The sequence below is a fragment of the Pseudomonas sp. LBUM1647 genome, from assembly GCF_059716175.1.
Window position 1 is genome coordinate 284,831 of record NZ_CP166809.1, and the last position, 20,962, is coordinate 305,792.

Annotated in this window: 21 protein-coding genes; 18 read left to right on the forward strand and 3 right to left on the reverse strand. The window is 58.9% G+C overall.

What is annotated here, in order from left to right; all coding sequences use genetic code 11:
- Positions 1-81: 81 nt before the first annotated feature.
- Complete coding sequence (rfbC, locus tag ACA059_RS01280; protein WP_497632409.1) at positions 82-627, reverse strand: dTDP-4-dehydrorhamnose 3,5-epimerase; 546 nt, start codon at positions 625-627, stop codon at positions 82-84.
- Positions 628-1,105: 478 nt separating this feature from the next.
- Here rfbC and ACA059_RS01285 point away from each other — a divergent pair, with 478 nt between their 5' ends.
- The 4 genes from ACA059_RS01285 to ACA059_RS01300 all read left to right on the forward strand — a co-directional run bounded on the left by ACA059_RS01285 (position 1,106) and on the right by ACA059_RS01300 (position 6,770).
- Positions 1,106-4,018, forward strand: a complete 2,913-nt coding sequence (locus tag ACA059_RS01285; protein ID WP_497632410.1) for an aminotransferase — start codon at positions 1,106-1,108, stop codon at positions 4,016-4,018.
- 303 nt (positions 4,019-4,321) lie between these two features.
- The gene (gene aguB / locus ACA059_RS01290) at positions 4,322-5,200 is read left to right on the forward strand and encodes an N-carbamoylputrescine amidase (protein ID WP_008149347.1); all 879 of its coding nucleotides are present in this window, start codon (positions 4,322-4,324) and stop codon (positions 5,198-5,200) included.
- 5 nt (positions 5,201-5,205) lie between these two features.
- On the forward strand, positions 5,206-6,312 hold the full coding sequence (gene aguA / locus ACA059_RS01295; protein WP_497632411.1) for an agmatine deiminase: 1,107 nt from the start codon (positions 5,206-5,208) through the stop codon (positions 6,310-6,312).
- Positions 6,313-6,557: 245 nt separating this feature from the next.
- Positions 6,558-6,770 (forward strand): hypothetical protein, encoded by a 213-nt coding sequence (locus ACA059_RS01300; protein ID WP_046045525.1) that lies wholly within the window; start codon positions 6,558-6,560, stop codon positions 6,768-6,770.
- A 193-nt stretch (positions 6,771-6,963) separates the two neighbouring features.
- Here ACA059_RS01300 and ACA059_RS01305 read toward each other — a convergent pair whose 3' ends face one another.
- Entirely contained in the window at positions 6,964-9,054 is a 2,091-nt protein-coding gene (locus tag ACA059_RS01305) for a TonB-dependent receptor (RefSeq protein WP_497632412.1), read from the reverse strand.
- 255 nt (positions 9,055-9,309) lie between these two features.
- Here ACA059_RS01305 and ACA059_RS01310 point away from each other — a divergent pair, with 255 nt between their 5' ends.
- The 10 genes from ACA059_RS01310 (at position 9,310) to ACA059_RS01355 (ending at position 17,991) form a co-directional block, all read left to right on the forward strand.
- Entirely contained in the window at positions 9,310-9,981 is a 672-nt protein-coding gene (locus ACA059_RS01310; RefSeq protein WP_497632413.1) for a DsbA family protein, read from the forward strand.
- Between the two features lie 252 nt (positions 9,982-10,233).
- Positions 10,234-11,517, forward strand: coding sequence for an OprD family porin (locus tag ACA059_RS01315; protein WP_497632414.1), 1,284 nt, complete (start codon positions 10,234-10,236; stop codon positions 11,515-11,517).
- Positions 11,518-11,847: 330 nt separating this feature from the next.
- Complete coding sequence (locus ACA059_RS01320) at positions 11,848-12,138, forward strand: type II toxin-antitoxin system RelB/DinJ family antitoxin (protein WP_497632415.1); 291 nt, start codon at positions 11,848-11,850, stop codon at positions 12,136-12,138.
- Complete coding sequence (locus tag ACA059_RS01325; protein ID WP_436274990.1) at positions 12,104-12,418, forward strand: type II toxin-antitoxin system YafQ family toxin; 315 nt, start codon at positions 12,104-12,106, stop codon at positions 12,416-12,418. The genes ACA059_RS01320 and ACA059_RS01325 overlap by 35 nt, the downstream gene beginning before the upstream one ends.
- Before the next feature lie 265 nt (positions 12,419-12,683).
- Entirely contained in the window at positions 12,684-13,697 is a 1,014-nt protein-coding gene (locus ACA059_RS01330) for a 2-keto-3-deoxygluconate permease (protein ID WP_497632416.1), read from the forward strand.
- Positions 13,694-14,974, forward strand: a complete 1,281-nt coding sequence (locus ACA059_RS01335; RefSeq protein WP_497632417.1) for a four-carbon acid sugar kinase family protein — start codon at positions 13,694-13,696, stop codon at positions 14,972-14,974. The genes ACA059_RS01330 and ACA059_RS01335 overlap by 4 nt, the downstream gene beginning before the upstream one ends.
- Positions 14,975-14,979: 5 nt before the next feature.
- Positions 14,980-15,981 (forward strand): 4-hydroxythreonine-4-phosphate dehydrogenase PdxA, encoded by a 1,002-nt coding sequence (gene pdxA / locus ACA059_RS01340; protein WP_056745537.1) that lies wholly within the window; start codon positions 14,980-14,982, stop codon positions 15,979-15,981.
- Positions 15,982-16,036: 55 nt separating this feature from the next.
- Complete coding sequence (locus ACA059_RS01345; RefSeq protein WP_497632418.1) at positions 16,037-16,816, forward strand: DeoR/GlpR family DNA-binding transcription regulator; 780 nt, start codon at positions 16,037-16,039, stop codon at positions 16,814-16,816.
- An 87-nt stretch (positions 16,817-16,903) separates the two neighbouring features.
- Positions 16,904-17,314: an MbcA/ParS/Xre antitoxin family protein gene (locus ACA059_RS01350; protein WP_497632419.1), complete on the forward strand. Its 411-nt coding sequence runs from the start codon at positions 16,904-16,906 to the stop codon at positions 17,312-17,314.
- Positions 17,314-17,991, forward strand: a complete 678-nt coding sequence (locus ACA059_RS01355; protein WP_497632420.1) for an RES family NAD+ phosphorylase — start codon at positions 17,314-17,316, stop codon at positions 17,989-17,991. The genes ACA059_RS01350 and ACA059_RS01355 overlap by 1 nt, the downstream gene beginning before the upstream one ends.
- A gap of 279 nt (positions 17,992-18,270) precedes the next feature.
- On the opposite strand, the gene ACA059_RS01360 is transcribed toward ACA059_RS01355, so the two are convergent.
- Positions 18,271-18,552 carry a DUF3077 domain-containing protein gene (locus ACA059_RS01360; protein WP_056745530.1) on the reverse strand — a complete coding sequence of 94 codons (282 nt, stop codon included), beginning with the start codon at positions 18,550-18,552 and terminating at the stop codon, positions 18,271-18,273.
- 323 nt (positions 18,553-18,875) lie between these two features.
- On the opposite strand from ACA059_RS01360, the gene ACA059_RS01365 reads away from it, so the two are divergent.
- The 4 genes from ACA059_RS01365 to ACA059_RS01380 all read left to right on the forward strand — a co-directional run bounded on the left by ACA059_RS01365 (position 18,876) and on the right by ACA059_RS01380 (position 20,901).
- Positions 18,876-19,064, forward strand: coding sequence for a hypothetical protein (locus ACA059_RS01365; protein WP_497632421.1), 189 nt, complete (start codon positions 18,876-18,878; stop codon positions 19,062-19,064).
- A gap of 208 nt (positions 19,065-19,272) precedes the next feature.
- Complete coding sequence (locus ACA059_RS01370) at positions 19,273-19,494, forward strand: tautomerase family protein (protein ID WP_497632422.1); 222 nt, start codon at positions 19,273-19,275, stop codon at positions 19,492-19,494.
- Positions 19,491-20,147, forward strand: a complete 657-nt coding sequence (locus tag ACA059_RS01375; RefSeq protein WP_497632423.1) for a DsbA family oxidoreductase — start codon at positions 19,491-19,493, stop codon at positions 20,145-20,147. Before ACA059_RS01370 ends, ACA059_RS01375 begins: the two co-directional genes overlap by 4 nt.
- 43 nt (positions 20,148-20,190) lie before the next feature.
- Positions 20,191-20,901, forward strand: a complete 711-nt coding sequence (locus tag ACA059_RS01380) for an SDR family NAD(P)-dependent oxidoreductase (protein ID WP_497632424.1) — start codon at positions 20,191-20,193, stop codon at positions 20,899-20,901.
- Positions 20,902-20,962 lie beyond the last annotated feature (61 nt).

A 20,962-nucleotide genomic window follows, 5' to 3' on the forward strand; every position in this document is an offset into this window, starting at 1 on the left:
GCGCATTATGCCTAGGCTTGCGGGCGCAGTCTGCGCGCCGTGGGTCAGGCACGCTTGCTCGGTGAAGATTCAGACGGTGTTTCAGGAAAAGACGTCAGCGTCCTTGAAGAGCACGGCGGCCTGATCTTTGCCGGACAGTTGTGGTGCTTCATCCAGTTGCCAATCAATGGCCAGCTCCGGATCGTCCCAGCGAATGCTGCGCTCGGCGGACGGTGTGTAGTAGTCGGTGGTTTTGTAGAGGAATTCGGCGAACTCGCTCAGCACCACGAAACCGTGGGCGAAACCCTCCGGGACCCACATTTGACGATGGTTCTCGGCGGACAGACGCACAGCCACCCATTTGCCGAAATGTGGCGAGCTGCGGCGAATGTCCACCGCCACGTCGAGTACTTCACCGGCTGTGACGCGAACCAGTTTGCCCTGAGTGTTTTCCAATTGGTAATGCAGGCCGCGCAATACGCCTTTTTGCGAGCGGGAATGGTTGTCTTGAACGAAATTCGTTTCCAGGCCAGTCACTTCTTTGAAAACCTTGGCATTGAAGCTTTCATAGAAGAAACCGCGCTCGTCACCAAATACCTTGGGTTCGATGATCAGAACACCGGGAAGGTCGGTGGTGACTACTTTCATGGTCTTTCTCCAGCAATAGGCGTTGATGGGCGTCATTCTTGCGCAAAGTGGTGGCAGGCGCGAGTCGACCGTGGTTCACGGCAATCAAATTCTGGAAGTGCAGGCCTGAAATTTTGAGGTTTTCAACGCGCAAGGCGCTGAAGGTTTTGTATCTCTGATGGTCTTAATCCGGGCCATCGTTCGCTACATTCACCTCACCGAAGTACCAGTGCTTGGACTATAGGCACTGTCCCTCTTCATTGACGTGAACAAAATTTCATCATCCACGATGAAAAAAGGACTTGTCAGGAGGGCTACGTTGATCATCTGCTGGGCGCACTCTTTGCGTATAGCACCGTAGCTTGTTTCCCCCCAGCGGAAGGCAATCCGGGATGGGCGTAGGAAAGTTCAATAGAGAGGTCGCTGGCTTGAAGGGGGGTTGCGTATCGCTCAAAGCAGTGGCGATATAAGCGCCTAATAAAATTTCAGGGGTCGTTGTATGCCACTCGCCACGTTGATTCATCGCGCCAGTTTGCCCAGCCCGCAAGTGTCTGCGGAGCAAGCGCTTGAGCTGTTGAAGGGACATTACGGGCTGAGTGGAAGGTTGCAGGCCCTCGGCAGCCAGCAGGATCTTAACTATCGGGTCGACAGCGACCAAGGGCGTTTTGTCCTGAAAATCTGCCGTGGCGATTACTCGGCGCAGGAGCTGCACGCCCAGCACGCCGGGCTTAGGCATTTGGGTGAACACGCTGATGTGCATGTGCCACGAGTGATTCCCGCCAAAAACGGTGCAGACCTTCTCTCCCTGGAAGTCGGCGGCCAACCGGTGCATGTGCGCCTGCTCGATTACATCGAAGGCCAGTCGCTCACACACCTGGATCATCTGCCCGGTTCAGTGGTGGCCGGTTTTGGTCGACTCTGCGGTGAAATGGACCTGGCGCTGGCCGGTTTCGACCATCCGGGCCTTGAGCGCACCCTTCAATGGGACGCCCGTCACGCCAACGCGTTGATCGCGCATTTGCTGCCGGTCATCAACGACGACCCGCAACGCCGGCTGATCGCCGATGCGGCTGAACAGGCCGAGCGTCATTTGCAGCCGCTTGTGGATAAGCTGCCGCTGCAAGCCATTCACATGGATATCACCGACGACAACGTGGTGTGGCAGCGAGATTCGCAACGCCAGTGGCAATTGCAGGGCGTGATCGATTTCGGCGACCTGGTTCGTACCTGGCGCATTACTGATCTGTCGGTGACCTGCGCGGCGCTGCTGCACCACGCTGATGGCGATCCGTTCTACATCTTGCCGGCGGTTCAGGCCTATCACGCTGTCAATCCGCTCACGCATGAAGAGCTCCTGGCGCTCTGGCCACTGATCGTCGCCCGTGCGGCGGTGTTGGTGCTCAGCGGCGAACAGCAGGTCAATATTGATCCGGGCAACGAATACAGCCGCGACAACCTCACCCACGAGTGGGAGATTTTCCGCGTCGCCACATCGGTGCCGTTGGCGTTGATGGAAGCGGCGATCCTGACTTCGGTCGGTCAGAACCTACCGAGCATCGGCAGTGAAGGCTTCGCGCCGCTACTGCCGAGCTTGGTGGGGCGTGAATTTGCGTTGATCGATTTGGGCGTGCTCAGTCCGCATTTTGAGGCCGGCAACTGGGAGCAGGAGGGGATCGATCAGCGTCTGCTGACTGAAGCTGCCGCGGCTCACGGTCTGGCGGCCAGTCGTTATGGGCAATATCGCTTGTCCCGCACCCGCCCGGACAGCGCCACTGAGCCGGACACGTATCCATTGCACGTCGAATTGCGCGTGCCCCACGGCACGGCGGTCGAATCACCGTTTGCCGGGGTGGTGCATCAGCCAGCGGCGGGTGTGCTGCAACTGGACGGTCCGCAACTGAGCGTGCGGTTGTGGGGCGTGACACCCTCGCTGCATACCGGTGCGGCGCTGGTCAAAGGCCAGGTGCTGGGTTCCGTCAGCGGACCGTTGATCGTGCAGTTGTGCCGGGGCGCTTCGTTCACGGCGCCGTTGTTTTGCACGCCGTCTCGCGCCGCAGCCTGGCAAGCGTTGTGCCCGTCACCGGCGGTGCTGCTGGGACTGGCCTGTGACGCCGAAGAAGAACTCGATTCGCAGACGTTGCTGGCGCGCCGTGACGCCAGTTTCGCTCGTACCCAGAAGCATTATTACGTCGATCCACCGCGCATCGAACGCGGCTGGCGCAATCACTTGATCGACATGCAGGGCCGTTCCTACCTCGACATGCTCAACAACGTTGCGGTGCTTGGCCACGGTCATCCGCACATGGCCGCTGTCGCCAGCCGTCAGTGGTCACTGCTCAATACCAACTCGCGTTTTAACTACGCGGCGATTGCCGAGTTCTCCGAACGTTTGCTGAAACTGGCGCCGGACTCCATGGACCGGGTGTTTCTGGTCAACAGTGGCAGCGAGGCCAATGACCTGGCAATCCGCCTGGCATGGGCCTACAGCGGCGGCCGCGACATGCTCAGCGTGCTGGAGGCCTATCACGGTTGGACAGTGGGAGCGGACGCGGTCTCGACCTCGATTGCCGATAACCCGAAGGCCTTGAGCAGCCGCCCGGACTGGGTGCATCCGGTCACCGCGCCGAACACCTATCGCGGCGAATTCCGTGGACCGGGCAGCGCGCCGGACTACGTGCGCAGCGTCGAACACAACCTGGCGAAAATTGCCGAACAGAAACGTCAACTGGCCGGTTTCATCTGCGAGCCGGTGTACGGCAATGCCGGCGGTATCTCGCTGCCGGCGGGTTATTTGAAGCAGGTTTATGCGCTGGTTCGTGCTCAGGGTGGTGTCTGCATCGCCGACGAAGTGCAGGTCGGTTACGGCCGCATGGGCAACTTTTTCTGGGGTTTCGAAGAGCAGGGCGTGGTGCCGGACATCATCACCATGGCCAAAGGCATGGGCAACGGCCAGCCGCTCGGTGCGGTGATCACCCGTCGGGAAATCGCCGAAGCGCTGGAAGCCGAGGGTTACTTCTTCTCGTCGGCCGGCGGCAGCCCGGTCAGTTGCCAGATCGGCATGGCAGTGCTGGATGTGATGGAAGAAGAAAAGCTCTGGGAAAATGCTCAGGTCGTGGGCGGGTATTTCAAGGAACGGCTTGAAGCACTGATCGATATTCATCCGTTGGTGGGCGCGGTGCATGGTTCCGGCTTCTATCTAGGCGTCGAGTTGATCCGCAATCGCGAAACCCTGGAACCGGCGACCGAAGAAACCACGGCCCTGTGTGATCGATTGCGCGAGCTGGGGATCTTCATGCAGCCGACCGGCGATTACCTGAACGTCCTCAAGATCAAACCGCCGATGGTGACCTCGCGTCAGAGTGTGGATTTCTTCGTGGACATGCTGTCGAAGGTGCTCGCCGAGGGTCTGTAAACACCCATCCCCTGTGGGAGCGAGCTTGCTCGCGATGAGGCCTTTTCAGTCAACATCAATGTTGAATGTTAGTCCGCTATCGCGAGCAAGCTCGCTCCCACAGGGATAGCGTAAAGTTCGATTATTATCTGGATTTATTGAATTAATTTAGACTGGTGGGTGGTTTTTAGCTTTAAAAGCCGATTTTTATCGGTTATAAAGTCGCCACTGCCCCGGTGTGGCCTCACCACGCCCGGTGCTTCCCATTTCTGTCATTGGTCGATGCCACACTCGACCCTCAAGCAATTGCCCCGGAGATGATTCATGAGCCGTATCGTTACCGTCGCCGCCACCCAGATGGCCTGTTCCTGGGACCTTGAAGCCAACATCGAGACCGCTGAGCGGCTGGTCCGTGAGGCCGCGGCGCAAGGCGCGCAGATCATCTTGATCCAGGAACTGTTCGAGGCTCCGTACTTTTGTCAGAAGCCGAACCCGGATTACCTGCAGCTGGCCACGACCGTTGAAGACAACGTCGCCATCAAGCACTTCCAGAAAGTCGCCAAAGAACTGCAAGTCGTTTTGCCGATCAGCTTCTACGAACTGGCGGGCCGCGCGCGTTTCAACAGCATCGCGATTATCGATGCCGACGGCAGCAACCTCGGGATTTATCGTAAAAGCCATATCCCGGACGGCCCTGGCTACCACGAAAAGTACTACTTCAATCCGGGCGATACCGGCTTCAAAGTCTGGAACACCCGTTACGCGAAAATCGGCGTGGGTATCTGCTGGGACCAGTGGTTCCCGGAATGCGCCCGCAGCATGGCGTTGCTGGGCGCGGAAATTCTGTTCTACCCGACCGCGATCGGCAGCGAGCCACACGACAAGACCATTTCGTCCCGTGATCACTGGCAGCGCGTGCAACAAGGCCATGCCGGCGCCAACCTGATGCCGCTGATCGCCAGCAACCGCATCGGCAACGAAGAGCAGGACGGCTACGACATTACGTTCTACGGCTCGTCGTTCATCGCCAACCAGTTCGGCGAGAAGGTTCAAGAACTCAACGAAACCGAAGAAGGTGTACTGGTTCAGAGCTTCGACCTGGACGAACTGGAACACATCCGCAGCGCCTGGGGCTCGTTCCGTGATCGTCGCCCGAACCTGTATGGCACACTGAAAACCCTCGACGGTTCCCTGGAGTCCTGATCGTTATGACCACTTTGCACAGCACGCCTCGCGCCGACGGCTTTTACATGCCCGCCGAATGGGCGCCGCAAACCCAGACCTGGATGATCTGGCCCGAGCGCCCGGACAACTGGCGCCTGGGTGGCAAACCGGCGCAAGCCGCGCACGTCGCGGTAGCCAAAGCCATTGCGCGTTTCGAACCGGTGACCGTGGCGGTTTCCGCCGGCCAATACGAAAACGCCCGTGCCCGTCTGGACGTGCCGAATATTCGTGTGGTGGAAATGTCCAGCGACGACGCCTGGGTTCGCGATACCGGCCCGACGTTTGTCATCAATACCAGTGGCGAAGTCCGTGGTGTGAACTGGGACTTCAACTCGTGGGGCGGTTTCGACGGGGGGCTGTACTCGCCGTGGAATCGCGATTCCCAGGTGGGCGGCAAGATCCTCGAGATCGAGCGCAGTCAGGGCTACCGCACCGAGGGCTTTGTGCTTGAAGGCGGTTCGATCCACGTTGATGGCGAAGGCACGCTGATCACCACCGAAGAGTGCCTGCTTAACCGCAATCGCAATCCGCACATGAACCGCGCAGAGATCGAAGCGGTGCTCAGCGCCAATCTGGCTGTGGATAAGATCATCTGGCTGCCGGACGGTTTGTTCAACGACGAAACCGACGGCCATGTGGATAACTTCTGCTGCTACGTACGTCCGGGCGAAGTGTTGCTGGCCTGGACCGATGACCCGCAGGACCCGAACTACCCGCGCTGCCAGGCGGCAATGAACGTGCTGGAAAGCAGCACCGACGCCAAGGGTCGCCCATTCACGGTGCACAAGATGCCGATTCCGGGGCCGCTGTATGCGACCGAAGAAGAGTGCGCTGGTGTTGATCCGGTGGACGGGACTCAGGAACGTAATCCGACCGTGCGTCTGGCCGGTTCCTACGTGAACTTTCTGATCGTTAACGGCGGCATCATCGCGCCGAGCTTTGACGACCCGCTGGATGGCCCGGCAAAAGAGATTTTGCAGGCACTGTTCCCGCAACACGAAGTGGTGATGGTGCCCGGCCGCGAACTGTTACTGGGAGGCGGTAACATCCACTGCCTTACCCAACAACAGCCAGCACCGCACAAGGAGTGAGTGAGGTTGTAACAGCTTGAGTTGATTGCAGAATCGGTTCGGCAAACGTTTTGTCTTCCCTCCTTGTAGAGAGCCCGCAGTCCTTCAGGACTGCGGGCTTTTTTGTATCCGCTTGTCGACAGGTTGGAAATCTTGGCACAGCTCTTGTATCGCTCATGGTGCAAAACAGGGAGGGGGAGAACTGCGATGTTCTGTCATAAACCTTGGATAAGTTAGCCGCTCACAAACCAGGAGAGAGCGCGGAAATGAACGCCGAAATGAATGTGGTGAGCGAGCGGGCGTTGCATCCCCTGGCAGTAAACAGCGAATCGCTCCAGGTCCTGGCGCACTGGTTGAAATCCAATGGAACGCGTCAGATCAGAGAACCTGATCCGCGCCGGATGATGATCGAACGCTACCCCGCTGGTTTATTCAGCGAAGCGGAGCTGGAAGCGTTGTGGGATGTGATGGAAGGATAAGAAGAAAAAACAACGGATTGATAAAAGCGCTGCCGGGATGGCGGCGCTTTTTTATGGGCGAAGGTTTTTTGTGATCACTGCAGACCCAATGTGGGAGCGAGCTTGCTCGCGATGGTGGCCGGACAGTCAACATTGATGTCGACTGATCCACCGCCATCGCGAGCAAGCTCGCTCCCACAGGTTTTGGCGGTGTTTAGAAACTGTAGGTCCCGGTCACGACCAGGCTGCGCGGTTCACCCGGTTGAATCTGCGCCGCACTGGTGGCCGACGAGTAATAGGTCTTGTCGCTGATGTTGTTCAGCGCCGCGCGCAAATCCCAATCCTTCTGCCGGAACCCGGCCAATGCATCCCAACGGCCATAACCCGGCAGGACGGTGGTGTTGAGGTTGTCGGCATAACGCTGGCCCACCAGGGTCAGACCGGTTTCGGCGTACCAGCCCATTTCCGGTTTCCAGGTCAGGAACAGGCTGCCGTTATGCTTGGCCACGTTGCTGATGCGTTTGCCTTCAAAGCCGTTGTTGTCCTTCTCGACCGTCGCGTCCTGCACACCTACGCCACCGCGCACGTACCAGTTGCCAGCGATCTTGCCGGTCCCGGTCAGCTCGATCCCGCGGGAACGTTGCAGGCCGGTGAGCAAAGTCACGCTCGGATCATTCGGATCGCTGGTGCGGCGGTTGTAGAGCTCCAGTTCGTAGATCGCCAATGTGGTACTCAGGCGATCGTCGAGCCAGTCGCTTTTCACGCCGATCTCCTTTTGCTTGGTCAGTTCGGGACTCAGGTCGTTGCTGTTGCCGGCGGCGCCTGGGGTGATACCGATCAAACCACCGCCGACCGGGGAAAAAGTCTTGGTCCAGGAGGCGTAGAAGGAATGATTCTGCAGCGGCGTCCACACCAGTCCTACACGCGGGCTGGTGCTATGGCTGTCGCGATCTTCGGAAATGTCCCGCAGCTTGTTGGTCGACTCGATTCCGAAGGTGTCGTAACGCAAACCTGCCAGCAGTTGCCATTGATCGTTCAGGCGCAGTTGATCCTGCACGTACACCGCACGGCTTTCGACTTCGGTGTGAGTGCTGCTGGACACTTGCATCCGCCCGGTATGGCGCAGATTGCGGTCGGGGTTGTACAGGTCCAGTGCCGGTACAGGCTGAGTCCCGCGTCCGGTGGCCGCGTTGTACAACGTCGGATCGCGCCGCTGGCTGCCGATTTCGATGCCGGTCAGCAAGCGATGCTCAAGGCCGAACGTGTCAAAACCGCCTTCCAGCTCGACGTTGTTGTAGACGTTGCGTGTGGTCAGGTCCTGTTGCCAGTGCTGGCGCGTGACCTTGTTGGTCGCCGGGGTGTAACCGGTCAGGTAGGTGTTGTCGAAATCGCTGTTGAGCTTGAACACGCCCAGGGTGTGGCGCAGCTGCCAGTTGTCGCTGAGCTCATAACTGAGTTTCGAGCGAAGGGATTGCGACTTGTCGTCGATGAAATCGTGCTCGCTGCCGTAGGTCGTATCCCGTCCTACGTCCGCCGGGCGCCCGTTTACACCGGGGATACCGCGATCCGGCGTACGGTTGTAGCGGCTGTATTCGTACTGCACCAGCCAGTTCAGGTCCGGCGTCAGTTGCCAGCTCATCGACGGAGCGAACAGTTGGCGATTGCCGCTGACGCCATCGCGGAAGCTGTTTTGATCCATGTTGCCCATGTTCAGGCGCAGGCTGATGTTCTCGCTCGGGTCGGTGCTGAGGTCGGCGTAGAGACTGCGCAAATCATCGCTGCCGCCCTGGGCCTCGAGGGTCGAGCGGCGACCGAATTCGGGCAGTTTGCTGACCCGATTGACGATCCCGCCCTGACTGCCACGGCCATACAAAACAGCGGCCGGGCCTTTGAGGACTTCGATGCGTTCGATGTTGTGCAAATCGCGCACGTATTGGCTGTCGTCGCGGATGCCGTCGAGGTAGAAGTCGTTGCTGGCGTCGAAACCGCGGATGCGCAGGCTGTCGAAGCGAGTGTCGGCGCCGCTGCTGACGTTGGGGATGCCGCTCAGCGCGGTGCCCAGATCGTTGGTGCCGTAATCCACGACGTTCGCGGTTTTAATCGAGTCGATGGCTTGTGGAACGTAGCGCACCGGCGTGGCGGTGCGGGTCGCGGTGCTGGTTTCTTTCACACGCGGGTCATCGGCTTCAGCTTCGGCGCTGATCGACGTCTCGGGTAAAACGGTGGCGGCGGCGCAGGCAAAACCGGCAGAGAGAAATGCAGAAAGCCCAAGGGTGACGGGCGTGAGGCGAAAGGGGGCAGGCATCTGAAGCGCATCCGAAAAGGGTGGAGAAATTCGAGGGCGCGAATGGTAATGCTTGCTATTTACTTCCGTTAATTATTCTTGAAAGGTTTTGCTGTTTGATTATTTCGAATTGTGTCGAGATGGCTACAGTGGGGCGGTGAGGTCATTTGACCGATTTATGAAACAGACTGAAAGCCATTGCAGCGTTTTTCAGAAACAGGCGGAGGACTAATCTGCCGGCATCTCGTTTTCCTACGCTTTTGCCGGAGTCTTCCCATGATCCTTCACTACATTTACGACCCGTTATGCGGGTGGTGCTATGGCGCAAAACCGCTGGTGCAAGCCGCTCAGGCTGTGTTGCCAGTGATCGCCCACGGCGGCGGCATGATGACCGGCGCCAACCGCCAGACCGTCTCGCCACAACTGCGCAACTACGTGATGCCCCATGACCGGCGCATTGCCGAGTACACCGGCCAGCCGTTCGGCGAGGCGTATTTCGAAGGATTGCTGCGCGATGAGACAGCGGTGTTCGATTCCGCACCGCCGATTGCCGCGGTCCTGGCAGCCGAGCAGATCGCCGGCCGAGGACTGGAGTTGCTGGGGCGTTTGCAGAGTGCTCACTACGAGGAAGGTCGACGCATTGCCGATGAAGCTGTGTTGTTAGAACTCGCGAAAGACATCGGTCTGGAACCTCGAGCGTTCCAGGCTGCTTTCAAAGAAGCTGAAACCGATCGCCACATCAAGGACAGTCGAGCATTCTTGGCCGAAGTCGGCGGCCAGGGTTTCCCGACCTTCGCCCTGGAACACAACGGCCAATTCACCCTGATCGATATCGGCCCGTGGCTCGGCAAGCCGCAAGCCTTTGCGGCATGGCTGAGTCAGTCGCTTCCTGCACAAGCGTCGCCATCGGAGCTTCAAGCCTGTGGCCTGAACGGCTGCGCCGATTGACGTCGACAAGTGATTTCTTAGACGTTTTTCGCCTATTCACAGACGATTCATGAAATTGACACATGGTTAAGGGCGCGGCTAGGATTCGCCCCACGCCTGTGGCTAACCGCCATGACTCATAAAATAACAAAAAGGCCCGCCACGATTTCTTCGTGCGCGGGCCTTTTTGTTTGGGGTGAAAAAAGAGTGCGATAGCGCCGTTTCAGCCGTTCGACACAGCGCGTATCAACCGATCATAAGGAAAAGAACAAAATGTTGAACAAGCGAATCAGCCTGATCGCTCTGGGGATGTTGAGTGCTACACAGGTCATGGCTAACGACCAGGCCGAATCCAAGGGTTTTATTGAAGACAGCAGCCTCAAAGTGCTGCTGCGCAATGCCTACATCAATCGCGACAAAAAAGACGGCAACGACGACCAGCGTGAATGGGGTCAGGCTGCCATCGGCACCTACACCTCGGGCTTCACCCAAGGTACCGTCGGCGTGGGCGTTGATGCCTTCGGTCTGTACGGCTTGCGTCTGGACCGTGGTAGCCACAGCGGCGGCCAAGGCATCGACTTCTTTAAGGAAGGCGACAGCGGTAACCCGGCCGGCGACCTGGCCAAAGCCGGTGGCGCGGTAAAATTCCGCGTATCCAGCACCGTTCTGACTTACGGCGACCAGATGCCGGTCCTGCCGGTGTTGAGCTACGACAACGGGCGTCTGCTGCCGGAAAGCTACACCGGCACGCTGATCACCTCCAAGGAGATCAAAGGCCTGGAGCTGAACGCCGGTCGCTTCACCGCCGAATCGCGCAAAAGTGCTGAAGGCCGTGACAGCGGTGGCCTGAAGTCGATCAACGTGTTGGGCGGTAGTTACCAGTTCACCGAACAGTTCAAGGCTGCGCTGTACGCCTCCGACGTCGAAGACGTGTTGAAGAAGCAATACGTGAACGCCAACTACGTGTTCCCGATCGACAAGGATCAGTCCCTGACCCTGGACTTCAACGGCTACCGGACCAAGCTGGACGATTCCTACGTTCGCGAAAGCGGTGCGACCGGCGACGACAACAAGATCTGGAGCCTGGCCGCCACATTCGCCACCGGCGCGCACTCGTTCACGCTCGCCCACCAGCGCAGCACCGGCGACAGCAACCTGGGCTACCCCTACGGCGGCTACCAGAAAGATCAAGGTCGCGTCGGCGACGGCGGCAACACCATCTACTTGGCGAACTCCTACTGGTCCGACTTCAACGCCGAAGACGAACGCAGCTGGCAGCTGGGCTACGGCCTCGACTTCAGCACCTTCGGTATTCCAGGCCTGAGCTACAACTTCGCCTACGTGCGCGGCGACAACATCACCACCTCCACCAGCGAAGGCGGCACCGAGCGCGAAATCTTCAACCAGTTCAAGTACGTGGTGCAAAGCGGCCCGGCCAAAGACCTGAGCGTGAAACTGCGCAGCTCGATCCTGCGTGTCTCGCAGAAATCGAGCGAGTACAACTCCAGCGGTAACGAAGTGCGTGTGTTCGTGGATTACCCGATCAACATTTTCTGATGATCGGTTGCGCTATCGAGGCCTGATGCAAGGCTGAGAAAGGAAAAGCCCCGACTGGTTCGGGGCTTTTTTGTGGGCGCGATTTAGAGCTCAACGCTCTCAGCTATTTCCTGCGTTAAACCGGGACGGTTCTCGAGTAGGAAAGGGATCAGGCTGATATTCATCGCGAACTCAAACGGTTGAAATACTGAGCGAGGAATCCAGCTGATGATCACGCTTCCTATGCTTTGGAGCCGTCCATCAAACTGAAGTTGACCGAAAAGAACCCGCTCAACCACAATGCTCGAGGTAGCGCCAATGTAGCTACAAAATAACGAAGAGGTTTTTACCATGGGTGCATTACTGAAAACCACAGACGTGCGTTGCCGAATTGATGAGGATTTGAAGGCACGGGCTACTGAAGTCTTGAACGCTTGCGGCCTGAGCATCAGTGATGCCATGCGTCTTTTTCTTCGTCAGGTTGTAGCAACTCAGGGCCTCCCGTTTGAGGTACGCGTCCCCTCGGAGAAAACGGCCCGCGCCATGATGGAAGCACGAGACATTCGCCAGCGGTTCGACTCGATAGACGACATGCTGAGGGACGCTGATGGCGAAACCGGAGAAAAAGCAAAAGCGCGCTGAGCTGCCCAAACAGTGCGCACAAACATCGGAATTCAAGAAGTCGTGGGAACGTTACAAGCGGGCCGGACGCCGTGACATGAATGAAGTCCGTCAGGTGATGGTCACGCTATTTCTGGGAGAGCCATTGCCAGCCGAGTATCTGGATCATGCGCTGACGGGGGATTGGGCTGGTTTTCGAGAGTGCCATATAGGCGGTGATTTCTTGATGATTTATGAGCACACGCGCTCCGATCTGATCACATTTGTTGATCTCGGAAGTCATTCCGAGCTGTTCAAGTAGCGCTTCTCAACACAAGCCCCGACCGGTTCGGGGCTTTTTTGTGGGCGCAGCAGGGCTCTGGCTTGCGCCACCGGGCGATTCGAGCTGCCCGTCACAGCCTGGATTTTCCATCGCGAATGATCGAAACGATCATTCGAATGATTGATTTGCGCAAATTAAACCGAGGGCCTAAGATAAATTTGACTGAAATAATCATTCAAATGATCGGTTCAGTCAGTTTCGAGGTGATGCACGTCTTACCCAACAATTATAAAAGGAGACCCTCGTGGCCCAATTTCCTATCAAACGCACCATCGAGCGCATTCCGGGCGGCATGATGATCGTGCCCCTGCTGATTGGCTCGCTGGTGGCAACCTTCCTGCCCGACACGCCCAAGTTTTTCGGCTCATTCACCAATGCACTGTTCACCGGGGCGTTACCGATCCTCGCGGTTTTTTACGTCTGCATGGGCGCGAGCATCAATATCAAAGCCACGCCTTACCTGCTCAAGAAGGGCGGCACGTTGCTCGCGACCAAAGTCGGCATCGCCGTCCTCATTGGTATTGTGCTTGGGCACTTCCTGGGCGAGCAGCCGGTTTCCTCGGGGCTTTTCGCCGGCATTTCAACGCTGGCGGTGGTCGCTGCGATGAACGACACCAACGGCGGCTTGTACATGGCGCTGATGGGGCAATACGGTCGCTCCGAAGACGTCGGCGCCTACTCGGTCATGTCGCTGGAGTCCGGTCCTTTTCTGACGATGGTCACCTTGGGTATCGCTGGGCTGTCGGCATTTCCCTGGCCGACACTGGTGGGCAGCATTCTGCCACTGGCGCTCGGCATGCTGTTGGGCAATCTCGACCGTGACATGCGCGATTTTCTGGCCAAGGCTGTCCCGGTGATGATCCCGTTCTTCGCCCTGGCCCTCGGCGCGAGCCTGGACTTGCATAACGTCTGGCAAGCCGGTTTGTTGGGGCTCGGCATGGGTGTTGCGGTCGTCGTGCTGACCGGCATCCCGCTGTTCTTCGCTGACCGTTTGACCGGTGGCACTGGCGTCGCTGGCGTCGCAGCGGCCACTACCGCCGGGAATGCCGCCGCCGTCCCTGCGTTAATCGCGGCGGCCAATCCGGTGTACGCGGAAGCGGCCAAGAGCGCGACCATTCTGGTGGCAGCCTGCGTCGTAGTGACCGCCATTCTTGCGCCGCTGCTCACCGCCGCCGTCGCCAAGCGTGTGCAGCAGCGCAACCCCGTCGTCATACAGGAACCGGAGCTCGAACCTCAAAAGCAGGAGGCCTTGCGATGAGGATTCTGATCATCGCAGACGATCTGTCGGGTGCGGCAGATTGCGCCATCGGCTTTGCCAGCGCGGGAATGCAAACGGTCGTCACGCTCGACCCTTTGAATGACAAGGCGGACGCTCAGGTGATTGCCGCCGATACGGACACTCGGCGCCTCTCACCGTCGCAGGCCGCCGAGCGCACCGTCGCCGCGTTCAAGGCACTGCATCAGCCCGGGCAGCGTCTGTACAAGAAAATCGATTCGACCTTGCGCGGCAACTGGGCGGCTGAAGTCGCCGCTCTGCAGCCGTTGGCGGGTCTGGCCATTGTGGCCCCGGCGTTTCCTGCTACAGGCCGTACGTTGCGCGGCGGCCGGGTGTTTGTGAACGGCCAGCCGCTGGAGACCACCGATACCTGGAAACTGGAAAACGCCGACCGCCCGGCCGATGTCGAGGCAATGCTTGTCACCGCAGGCCTGACCACTGCGAAGCTGGATCTTGAAACCTTGCGCGGCAACGAAGATGCGCTCGCGCAGCACATTGCCGAGGTCGCCCGCAGTGGCACGCAGGCGTTGATCGTCGATGCGCAAACGGAAGACGACCTGCTGACTCTCGCTCGCCTGACCGCGTCGATGGACCAGCCGCTGTTCTGGATCGGTTCGGGTGGCCTTGCTCGGGAAATAGCCACTCTTCCTGATTTCTCCGAAGTACGCTACGCAGCCATCGAACCTGCTGCCCTGGAAAAAAGTCAGGCGCCGATTCTGATCCTCGTCGGCAGCCTCTCCGGCGTCTGCGAGCGGCAATGCGCACTGCTCAAGGAGCGTGGCGGGGTCAGCGAACTGGTCGTCCCGCCTGAAGTCCTCCGTCAGGGCACAACACATGGCGATTGGGCGATTTGGCAGGCGCGCATCGGCGAGCAGCTGGACGGCTGGAGTGACCTGCTGCTGCGCATCGGTCGCGATGAGGCGTTCGATCCCCAGGAGGGCGCGCAACTCTCGACCATGTTGGCCGTGTTGGTAGAACCGCATTTCTCCAAGGTCGGCGGCCTGATCGCCACGGGCGGCGAAACGGCGCGGGCCATATTGACCACCGTCGGGATCGACAGCCTACAACTGCTGACGGAAATCGAAGCCGGCGTCGCCTTCGCGCGACCGACCGTTTCCCGGCAGGGCCATCGTCCCGGAATTGTTACCAAGGCGGGCGCGTTCGGCAGCGATCACGCGTTGTATGCGGCATGGCAACACCTGAGCGACAGCGCCGATCGCTCCCCGCCCAAACGCACACGAATCCAAGGACTCGAATGAACACTATGAGCAACTACCTCCCCATCATCGGCATCACCATGGGCGACGCCACGGGCGTCGGTCCGGAAATCATCGTCAAGAGCCTGACTCACGACGTCGTCTACCAACAGTGCCGGCCGCTGGTGATCGGCGATGCCCGTCGTCTTGAGCAGGCCAATGTCATCGTCGGCGGCAGCGCCAAAGTGCGCCGCATCGAGGACGCCTCCCAGGCGTTGTACGAGGCCGGCACCATTGACTGCATCGACCTCGACCTGATTCCCGACGACCTGCCGTTCGGCGAGCTGTCGCCCATCGCCGGTGACGCTGCTTATCAATACATCGCCCGTGCCGTCGAGCTGGCGCAGGCCAAACAGATCGATGCGATTTGCACCGCGCCGTTGAACAAGGAAGCGCTGCACGCCGGCGGCCACAAGTACCCCGGCCATACCGAAATGCTCGCGCACCTGACCAACGTCGACGAAGTGTCCATGATGCTGGTGGCGCCGCAACTGCGGGTGATTCACGTCACGACCCACATCGGCATCATCGACGCGATCCGCAAGATTGAACCGGGCCTGGTCCAGCGCACGATCGAACGCGGCAACGCGACGCTGATCAAGGCGGGCATCGCCAAGCCGCGTATCGGCGTGTGCGGAATCAATCCCCATGCCGGCGAAAACGGTTTGTTCGGCTATGGCGAAGAGGAAGAAAAAATCATTCCTGCGGTGAAGCTGTTGCAAGAACGCGGCCTCGACGTGACGGGCCCACTGCCCGCCGACACGCTGTTCTTCCGTGCCGGACGCGGCGACTTCGACCTGGTGGTGGCGATGTATCACGACCAAGGTCACGGCCCGGTCAAAGTGCTGGGACTTGAAGCGGGCGTGAACGTGACCGTCGGCCTGGACGTGATCCGCACCTCGGTCGACCACGGCACTGCCTTCGATATCGCGGGCAAGGGCATCGCCGATGAACGCAGCCTGCTCGAAGCGCTGCGCCAGGGTGCGGAGCTTGCCACGCGACGGGGATGAGCTGCACGGGCGCGGTCGTGTAAGATCGACCACCGTCCACCGTGCGAGACCCGCCATGAAAGCATCCGAACGCCACCGCGCCATCCTCGATCTCGTACGCATTGGCGATGCCAACGTCGAGCAATTGAGCGCGGCGCTCGGGGTCTCGGAGGCGACGGTGCGGCGCGACCTGACCATGCTCGCCAAACAGCGGCACCTGGTCCGCACCTATGGCGGCGCGACGGCGGTGGTGGGCGTTCATGAGCCGGAAGCTTCGCTGGAAGAACGCAAGACCAGCCAGTGGGAGCAGAAGGACGCCATCGCGCAGGCGGCCGCGGCTCACGTCCAGGACGGCGATACTGTCTTGCTTGACGGCGGCACCACCTGCGCCGCGCTGGCCCATCATCTATGTTCGCGACAAGACGTGCATGTGGTCACCAATAACCTGCTGGCAGTGATGACCCTGGCCAATGCGCCGGGGATTCGTCTGACCTTGATTGGCGGCGACTTGCGCGGTTCGAGCATGAGCACGTTGGGACCGTTGGCGGAGTTGACGTTGAGCCGGTTGAGTGTCGACAAAGCCTTCCTTGGTGCTGACGGCGTGGTTGCCGAGTTTGGCTTGTGTGAAGCGAGCGCGCAGCAGGCGTATCTCAAGGAATGCATCATCAAACGGGCGGCGCAAATTGTGGTGCTGGCAGATACCGATAAGTTGGGTCGCGCGCGGCAGCAGCATTGGACGCCGATTGAGCGGGAATGGCGGTTGATTACCGGCGCTACGGCCGATGAAGCGGCACTGGCGCCGTTTCATGCGATCAGCCAAATCACCGTGGAAACCGTGATCGTCGAAAAGCCTTAGAAAATCCGCAAACGAACAAAAGTTAAAAACATGTTCGGATCTGTACTACTCTGAAGGCACAACCCTTTGCCCGAAGGAGTCCTTCCAATGGCCACTTCATCTCCTGTCCGCGCCGCTCCCCAAGAGCTAGACACCCCGGAAGCAGGCCGTGTGGCGCTCAAGTTCTTCTTCAACCTGATGGAGCGTTGGGGCTGCACCGCCGAAGAACAGCGCACGCTGCTGGGCAAGGTCGGCAACACCACCTTCTATAAATACAAACACCTGCCGCCCAATGTGCGTCTCCCTCATGACACCCTGGAGCGCATCTCCTACCTGATGGGCATCCACAAAGCCCTGAGCATCATCTTCAGCAACAACCGCGACCGCGCCTACAAATGGGTCAGCAGTCCGAACACCGCCGCCCCGTTCAATGGTCAATCCGCGTTGAGCTATATGCTGGCCGGCCGGGTGGTGGACATCGCTGACGTGCGTCGCTACCTCGATGGCGTCCGCGGCTGATGGCCCCGGAAGTAGCGCTCCCCGAGTGGAACCGTGCTTACCGGATGATCAACAGCGCGTTCCCCCCGATCACCCTGTTTGAAGACGTGCTCGACCCCGAAGACCTGCAAACCGCCTACGCCCTGGAAGCCCTGACCAACGACCGGTTAGTGCAAGAAGCCGGCGTCCTCTCCCGCGTGCTGCCCGAAGACCGAATCTCCGGCCCCGGCTCATCACCGGTCATGGCCGCGTTCACCCACATCGGCAAAACCAGCCGCTTCACCGACGGCACCTACGGCGTCTACTACGCCGCCAGCAGCCAGGCCGCCGCTATCGCCGAAACGAGCTATCACCAGGAACGCTTCCTCGCCGCAACCAACGAGCCCGACATCGAGTTGACCCTGCGCACCTACGTCAACAAAGTCGTTAAACCGATGCACGACGTTCGTCAAAACTACCCCGAGCTGCACAACCCGGACCCTGACGCTTACGGGCCGTCACAAGCCTTTGCCCGGCAACTGCGTGAAACCTTGTCGTGGGGGCTGCTTTACAACAGTGTTCGGTTATCCGGCCATGAATGTGTCGCTGCTTTTCGGCCGCCTGCCGTTTCGATTCCGAAGCAAGGCAAGCACATTCGATATGTGTGGAGTGCGAGCAGTCGGAAGATTTCGTTTGTGTTTGAGGTCAGCGAAGTGTGAGCCGGAATGCAAAAAGCCCCGATTGATTCGCAATGCTGTTCACTTAAGCGCGGGCCCCCACATTTGTGGCGAGGGGATTTATCCCCGTTGGGCTGCGAAGCGGCCCCCGGCGTCCGTTCAGACAGACCGAGTTGTCCGGATTTACGTCTGCTTCGCAGCCGAACGGGGATAAATCCCCTCGCCACAGGTGCTTGCTCGACTGAAGATTGTCTTAAGTGAACAGCATTACGATTGATTCGGGGCTTTTTTACGCGTGCGGCTTGAGTCTACGTGACGACGTCACTGGTTACGATTGTTACCCGGTGCATCGAGCACCTTCGCTACGTCATCGATGATCGCCTTACTCATATCCTGCAAAAAATGCGACGCCCAGGCATGTCGGTCGGTATCACGAACCATGGCGGCGTCTGATGCGAGAAGTTTGGCGATGTGGAGCAGATCGGAAGCGTGGGAGAGGGCCTGGATGACCGGGACGCCGGCGTTGATGCGGAACAGTGGTTGGTTGGCGTGGTAGGAGAAAGGGGTGAGGCCGATGGTTTTCAGGTCTTGAGGGTTGGTCATTGGGCACCTCCGGTTTTTGGGCGGTGGTGGGCGTGACCCGATGTAGCAGTAGCGAAAATTTTGAATAGATTACGGGCATGCATAAGGAGAACTCCGGTTGGTTTCTGCATCGAATTCGAGTTCTCAGGCCCGGTCGCTGAATTGGCAGCTACGGGTAGAAGGTAGCTGGAGGGGGGAGGATGCGCAATCGTGGCTAGGTGGTGGCGGGGGATTGCGGTTTCAGTGATTTTTAGGGCTGGGCAATAATTATGACCAGCCGTAATTTTCATCATTTGGACAACGCCTGCTGATACCTTTGTTGCTCGACAAAGGAGAGATCAGGAATGGATGATGAACTGAGCCAGTTTCAGAAGGATTTACTAGAGTCTGTACGCGAAATGAATGAGAGCCGCGCGGTTCGAGTGTCCGAGACCAGGCCGCTGCGAATACAGGATTGCATCGACACTTACGTGTCGTCTTCAGCGACACATTACAAGAACGTGTCGCTGAAACCGGAAAATAGCGACACGTAAAAAAGTGGCCTACGACAGAAGTGGCTGAGTCCTACAGATTATTCATCGCCCGAGAGAGGCCATCAGGGCTATAACTCCGTCCGTGCTCATTACACCACGTAACTAATGATGTTCCCGCCCCCACCTTTATCCCCTCCAGCTAACTCCATACATTGAACTCCAACGCCTAACCCATTCATTCCGAAGGGAAGGTCACTGGAGATTCCTCATGCCTTTCGTAAGCGTACGCATCACCCGCGATGGCGTTACCTCTGAGCAGAAAGCTCAGGTGATCGCCGAAATCACTGAAACCCTGGAACGCGTTCTCCACAAGGATCCGCACCTGACCCACATCGTGATCGAAGAAGTCGACACCGATAACTGGGGCTACGCCGGCATCACCACCACCCAGTACCGCAAGCAGCTGGCTGAGGCGGAGGGGCAGTCATGACCGCTTCCGTCTCCATCGATTTCATCTCCGACGTGGTGTGCCCGTGGTGCGCGTTGGGTGCGACGGCGCTGGAGCAGGCGATCGAGAACGTGTCGGGTGAAGTCTCGGTGGAGCTGACCTACAAGCCCTTCGAGTTGAACCCGGACATGCCGGCGGTCGGCGAGAAAGCAGTCGAGCATTTGATGCGCAAATATGGACGAACCGCCGAAGACGTCGCCGCCGGCAAAGCGATGCAGATCGCTCGCGGTGAGGCCATTGGCTTCAAGTTCGATCTGGAGAAGCGCAGCCACTTCTACAACACGTTTGATGCTCACCGGTTGTTGATGTGGGCGTTGCAGGAAGGGCGGCAGGTCGCACTGAAGAAAATCCTGCTGCGCGCTTACTTCACCGACGGCCGCAACCCGAGCGATCGCGAGACGCTGGTGGGTCTGGCTGCTGAAGCGGGACTGGATGCGGCGGCTGCTCAAGAGGTGTTGGCGTCCGGAGCGTTCGCCAAAGAAGTGCGTGAGCTTGAAGCGTTTTACCGCCAGCGCGGCGTCAATTCGGTTCCGGCCATGGTGCTGAACGGTCGTCACCTGGTGTCCGGTTCGCAGTCGGTCGAGTACTACGAACAGATGTTGAGACAAATGGCGAAGGCCCCCGCCGAAGCCTGATTACTTACTTTTTCAAACCATCATTTATTAGTTGAGGTTCATCATGAGCAATTCGAAGAAAGTCATCGTTATTACTGGCGCCTCCCAAGGTCTCGGCGCAGGCATGGTCAAGGCGTTCCGTGATCTGGATTACAAGGTTGTCGCTACTTCGCGTTCGATCAAACCGTCCACCGACCCGGACATCCTCACCGTGGCGGGCGACATCGGCAACCCGGAAGTCGCCCAGCAAGTCATCCGTGAAGCCATCGCACGTTTTGGCCGCATCGACACCCTGGTCAACAACGCCGGGATCTTCGTTGCCAAGCCGTTCACCGCGTATACCGCTGAAGACTACGCCAATGTGCTGTCGGTCAACCTGAACGGCTTCTTCTACATCACCCAACTCGCGATCACAGAGATGGAAAAACAAGGCAGCGGCCACGTCGTCAATATCACCACCAGCCTGGTGGACCACGCCATCGACGGCGTGCCGTCGGTACTGGCTTCGTTGACTAAAGGTGGCTTGAACTCGGCGACCAAATCCTTGGCCATTGAATACGCCAAGCGCGGTATTCGTGTGAACGCGGTCAGCCCCGGCATCATCAAGACGCCAATGCACGGCGAAGAAACCCATGAAGCGCTGGGCAATCTGCACCCGGTTGGGCGTATGGGCGAGATCAGCGACATTGCGCAGGCTGTTGTTTATCTGGACAGTGCCAACTTTGTCACTGGCGAGATCCTGCACGTTGATGGTGGGCAGAGCGCCGGTCACTAAGACCTGACTTGTCCGTAGCGCCGTCGACCAATGTCGACGGCGTTTTCATTGGAGAGCGCAC

Coding starts and splice junctions, on each gene's coding strand:
- rfbC (WP_497632409.1), bottom strand. CDS start 627: ATGAAAGTAGTCACCACCGACCTTCCCGGTGTTCTGATCATCGAACCC.
- ACA059_RS01285 (WP_497632410.1), top strand. CDS start 1,106: ATGCCACTCGCCACGTTGATTCATCGCGCCAGTTTGCCCAGCCCGCAA.
- aguB (WP_008149347.1), top strand. CDS start 4,322: ATGAGCCGTATCGTTACCGTCGCCGCCACCCAGATGGCCTGTTCCTGG.
- aguA (WP_497632411.1), top strand. CDS start 5,206: ATGACCACTTTGCACAGCACGCCTCGCGCCGACGGCTTTTACATGCCC.
- ACA059_RS01300 (WP_046045525.1), top strand. CDS start 6,558: ATGAACGCCGAAATGAATGTGGTGAGCGAGCGGGCGTTGCATCCCCTG.
- ACA059_RS01305 (WP_497632412.1), bottom strand. CDS start 9,054: ATGCCTGCCCCCTTTCGCCTCACGCCCGTCACCCTTGGGCTTTCTGCA.
- ACA059_RS01310 (WP_497632413.1), top strand. CDS start 9,310: ATGATCCTTCACTACATTTACGACCCGTTATGCGGGTGGTGCTATGGC.
- ACA059_RS01315 (WP_497632414.1), top strand. CDS start 10,234: ATGTTGAACAAGCGAATCAGCCTGATCGCTCTGGGGATGTTGAGTGCT.
- ACA059_RS01320 (WP_497632415.1), top strand. CDS start 11,848: ATGGGTGCATTACTGAAAACCACAGACGTGCGTTGCCGAATTGATGAG.
- ACA059_RS01325 (WP_436274990.1), top strand. CDS start 12,104: ATGGCGAAACCGGAGAAAAAGCAAAAGCGCGCTGAGCTGCCCAAACAG.
- ACA059_RS01335 (WP_497632417.1), top strand. CDS start 13,694: ATGAGGATTCTGATCATCGCAGACGATCTGTCGGGTGCGGCAGATTGC.
- pdxA (WP_056745537.1), top strand. CDS start 14,980: ATGAGCAACTACCTCCCCATCATCGGCATCACCATGGGCGACGCCACG.
- ACA059_RS01345 (WP_497632418.1), top strand. CDS start 16,037: ATGAAAGCATCCGAACGCCACCGCGCCATCCTCGATCTCGTACGCATT.
- ACA059_RS01350 (WP_497632419.1), top strand. CDS start 16,904: ATGGCCACTTCATCTCCTGTCCGCGCCGCTCCCCAAGAGCTAGACACC.
- ACA059_RS01355 (WP_497632420.1), top strand. CDS start 17,314: ATGGCCCCGGAAGTAGCGCTCCCCGAGTGGAACCGTGCTTACCGGATG.
- ACA059_RS01360 (WP_056745530.1), bottom strand. CDS start 18,552: ATGACCAACCCTCAAGACCTGAAAACCATCGGCCTCACCCCTTTCTCC.
- ACA059_RS01365 (WP_497632421.1), top strand. CDS start 18,876: ATGGATGATGAACTGAGCCAGTTTCAGAAGGATTTACTAGAGTCTGTA.
- ACA059_RS01370 (WP_497632422.1), top strand. CDS start 19,273: ATGCCTTTCGTAAGCGTACGCATCACCCGCGATGGCGTTACCTCTGAG.
- ACA059_RS01375 (WP_497632423.1), top strand. CDS start 19,491: ATGACCGCTTCCGTCTCCATCGATTTCATCTCCGACGTGGTGTGCCCG.
- ACA059_RS01380 (WP_497632424.1), top strand. CDS start 20,191: ATGAGCAATTCGAAGAAAGTCATCGTTATTACTGGCGCCTCCCAAGGT.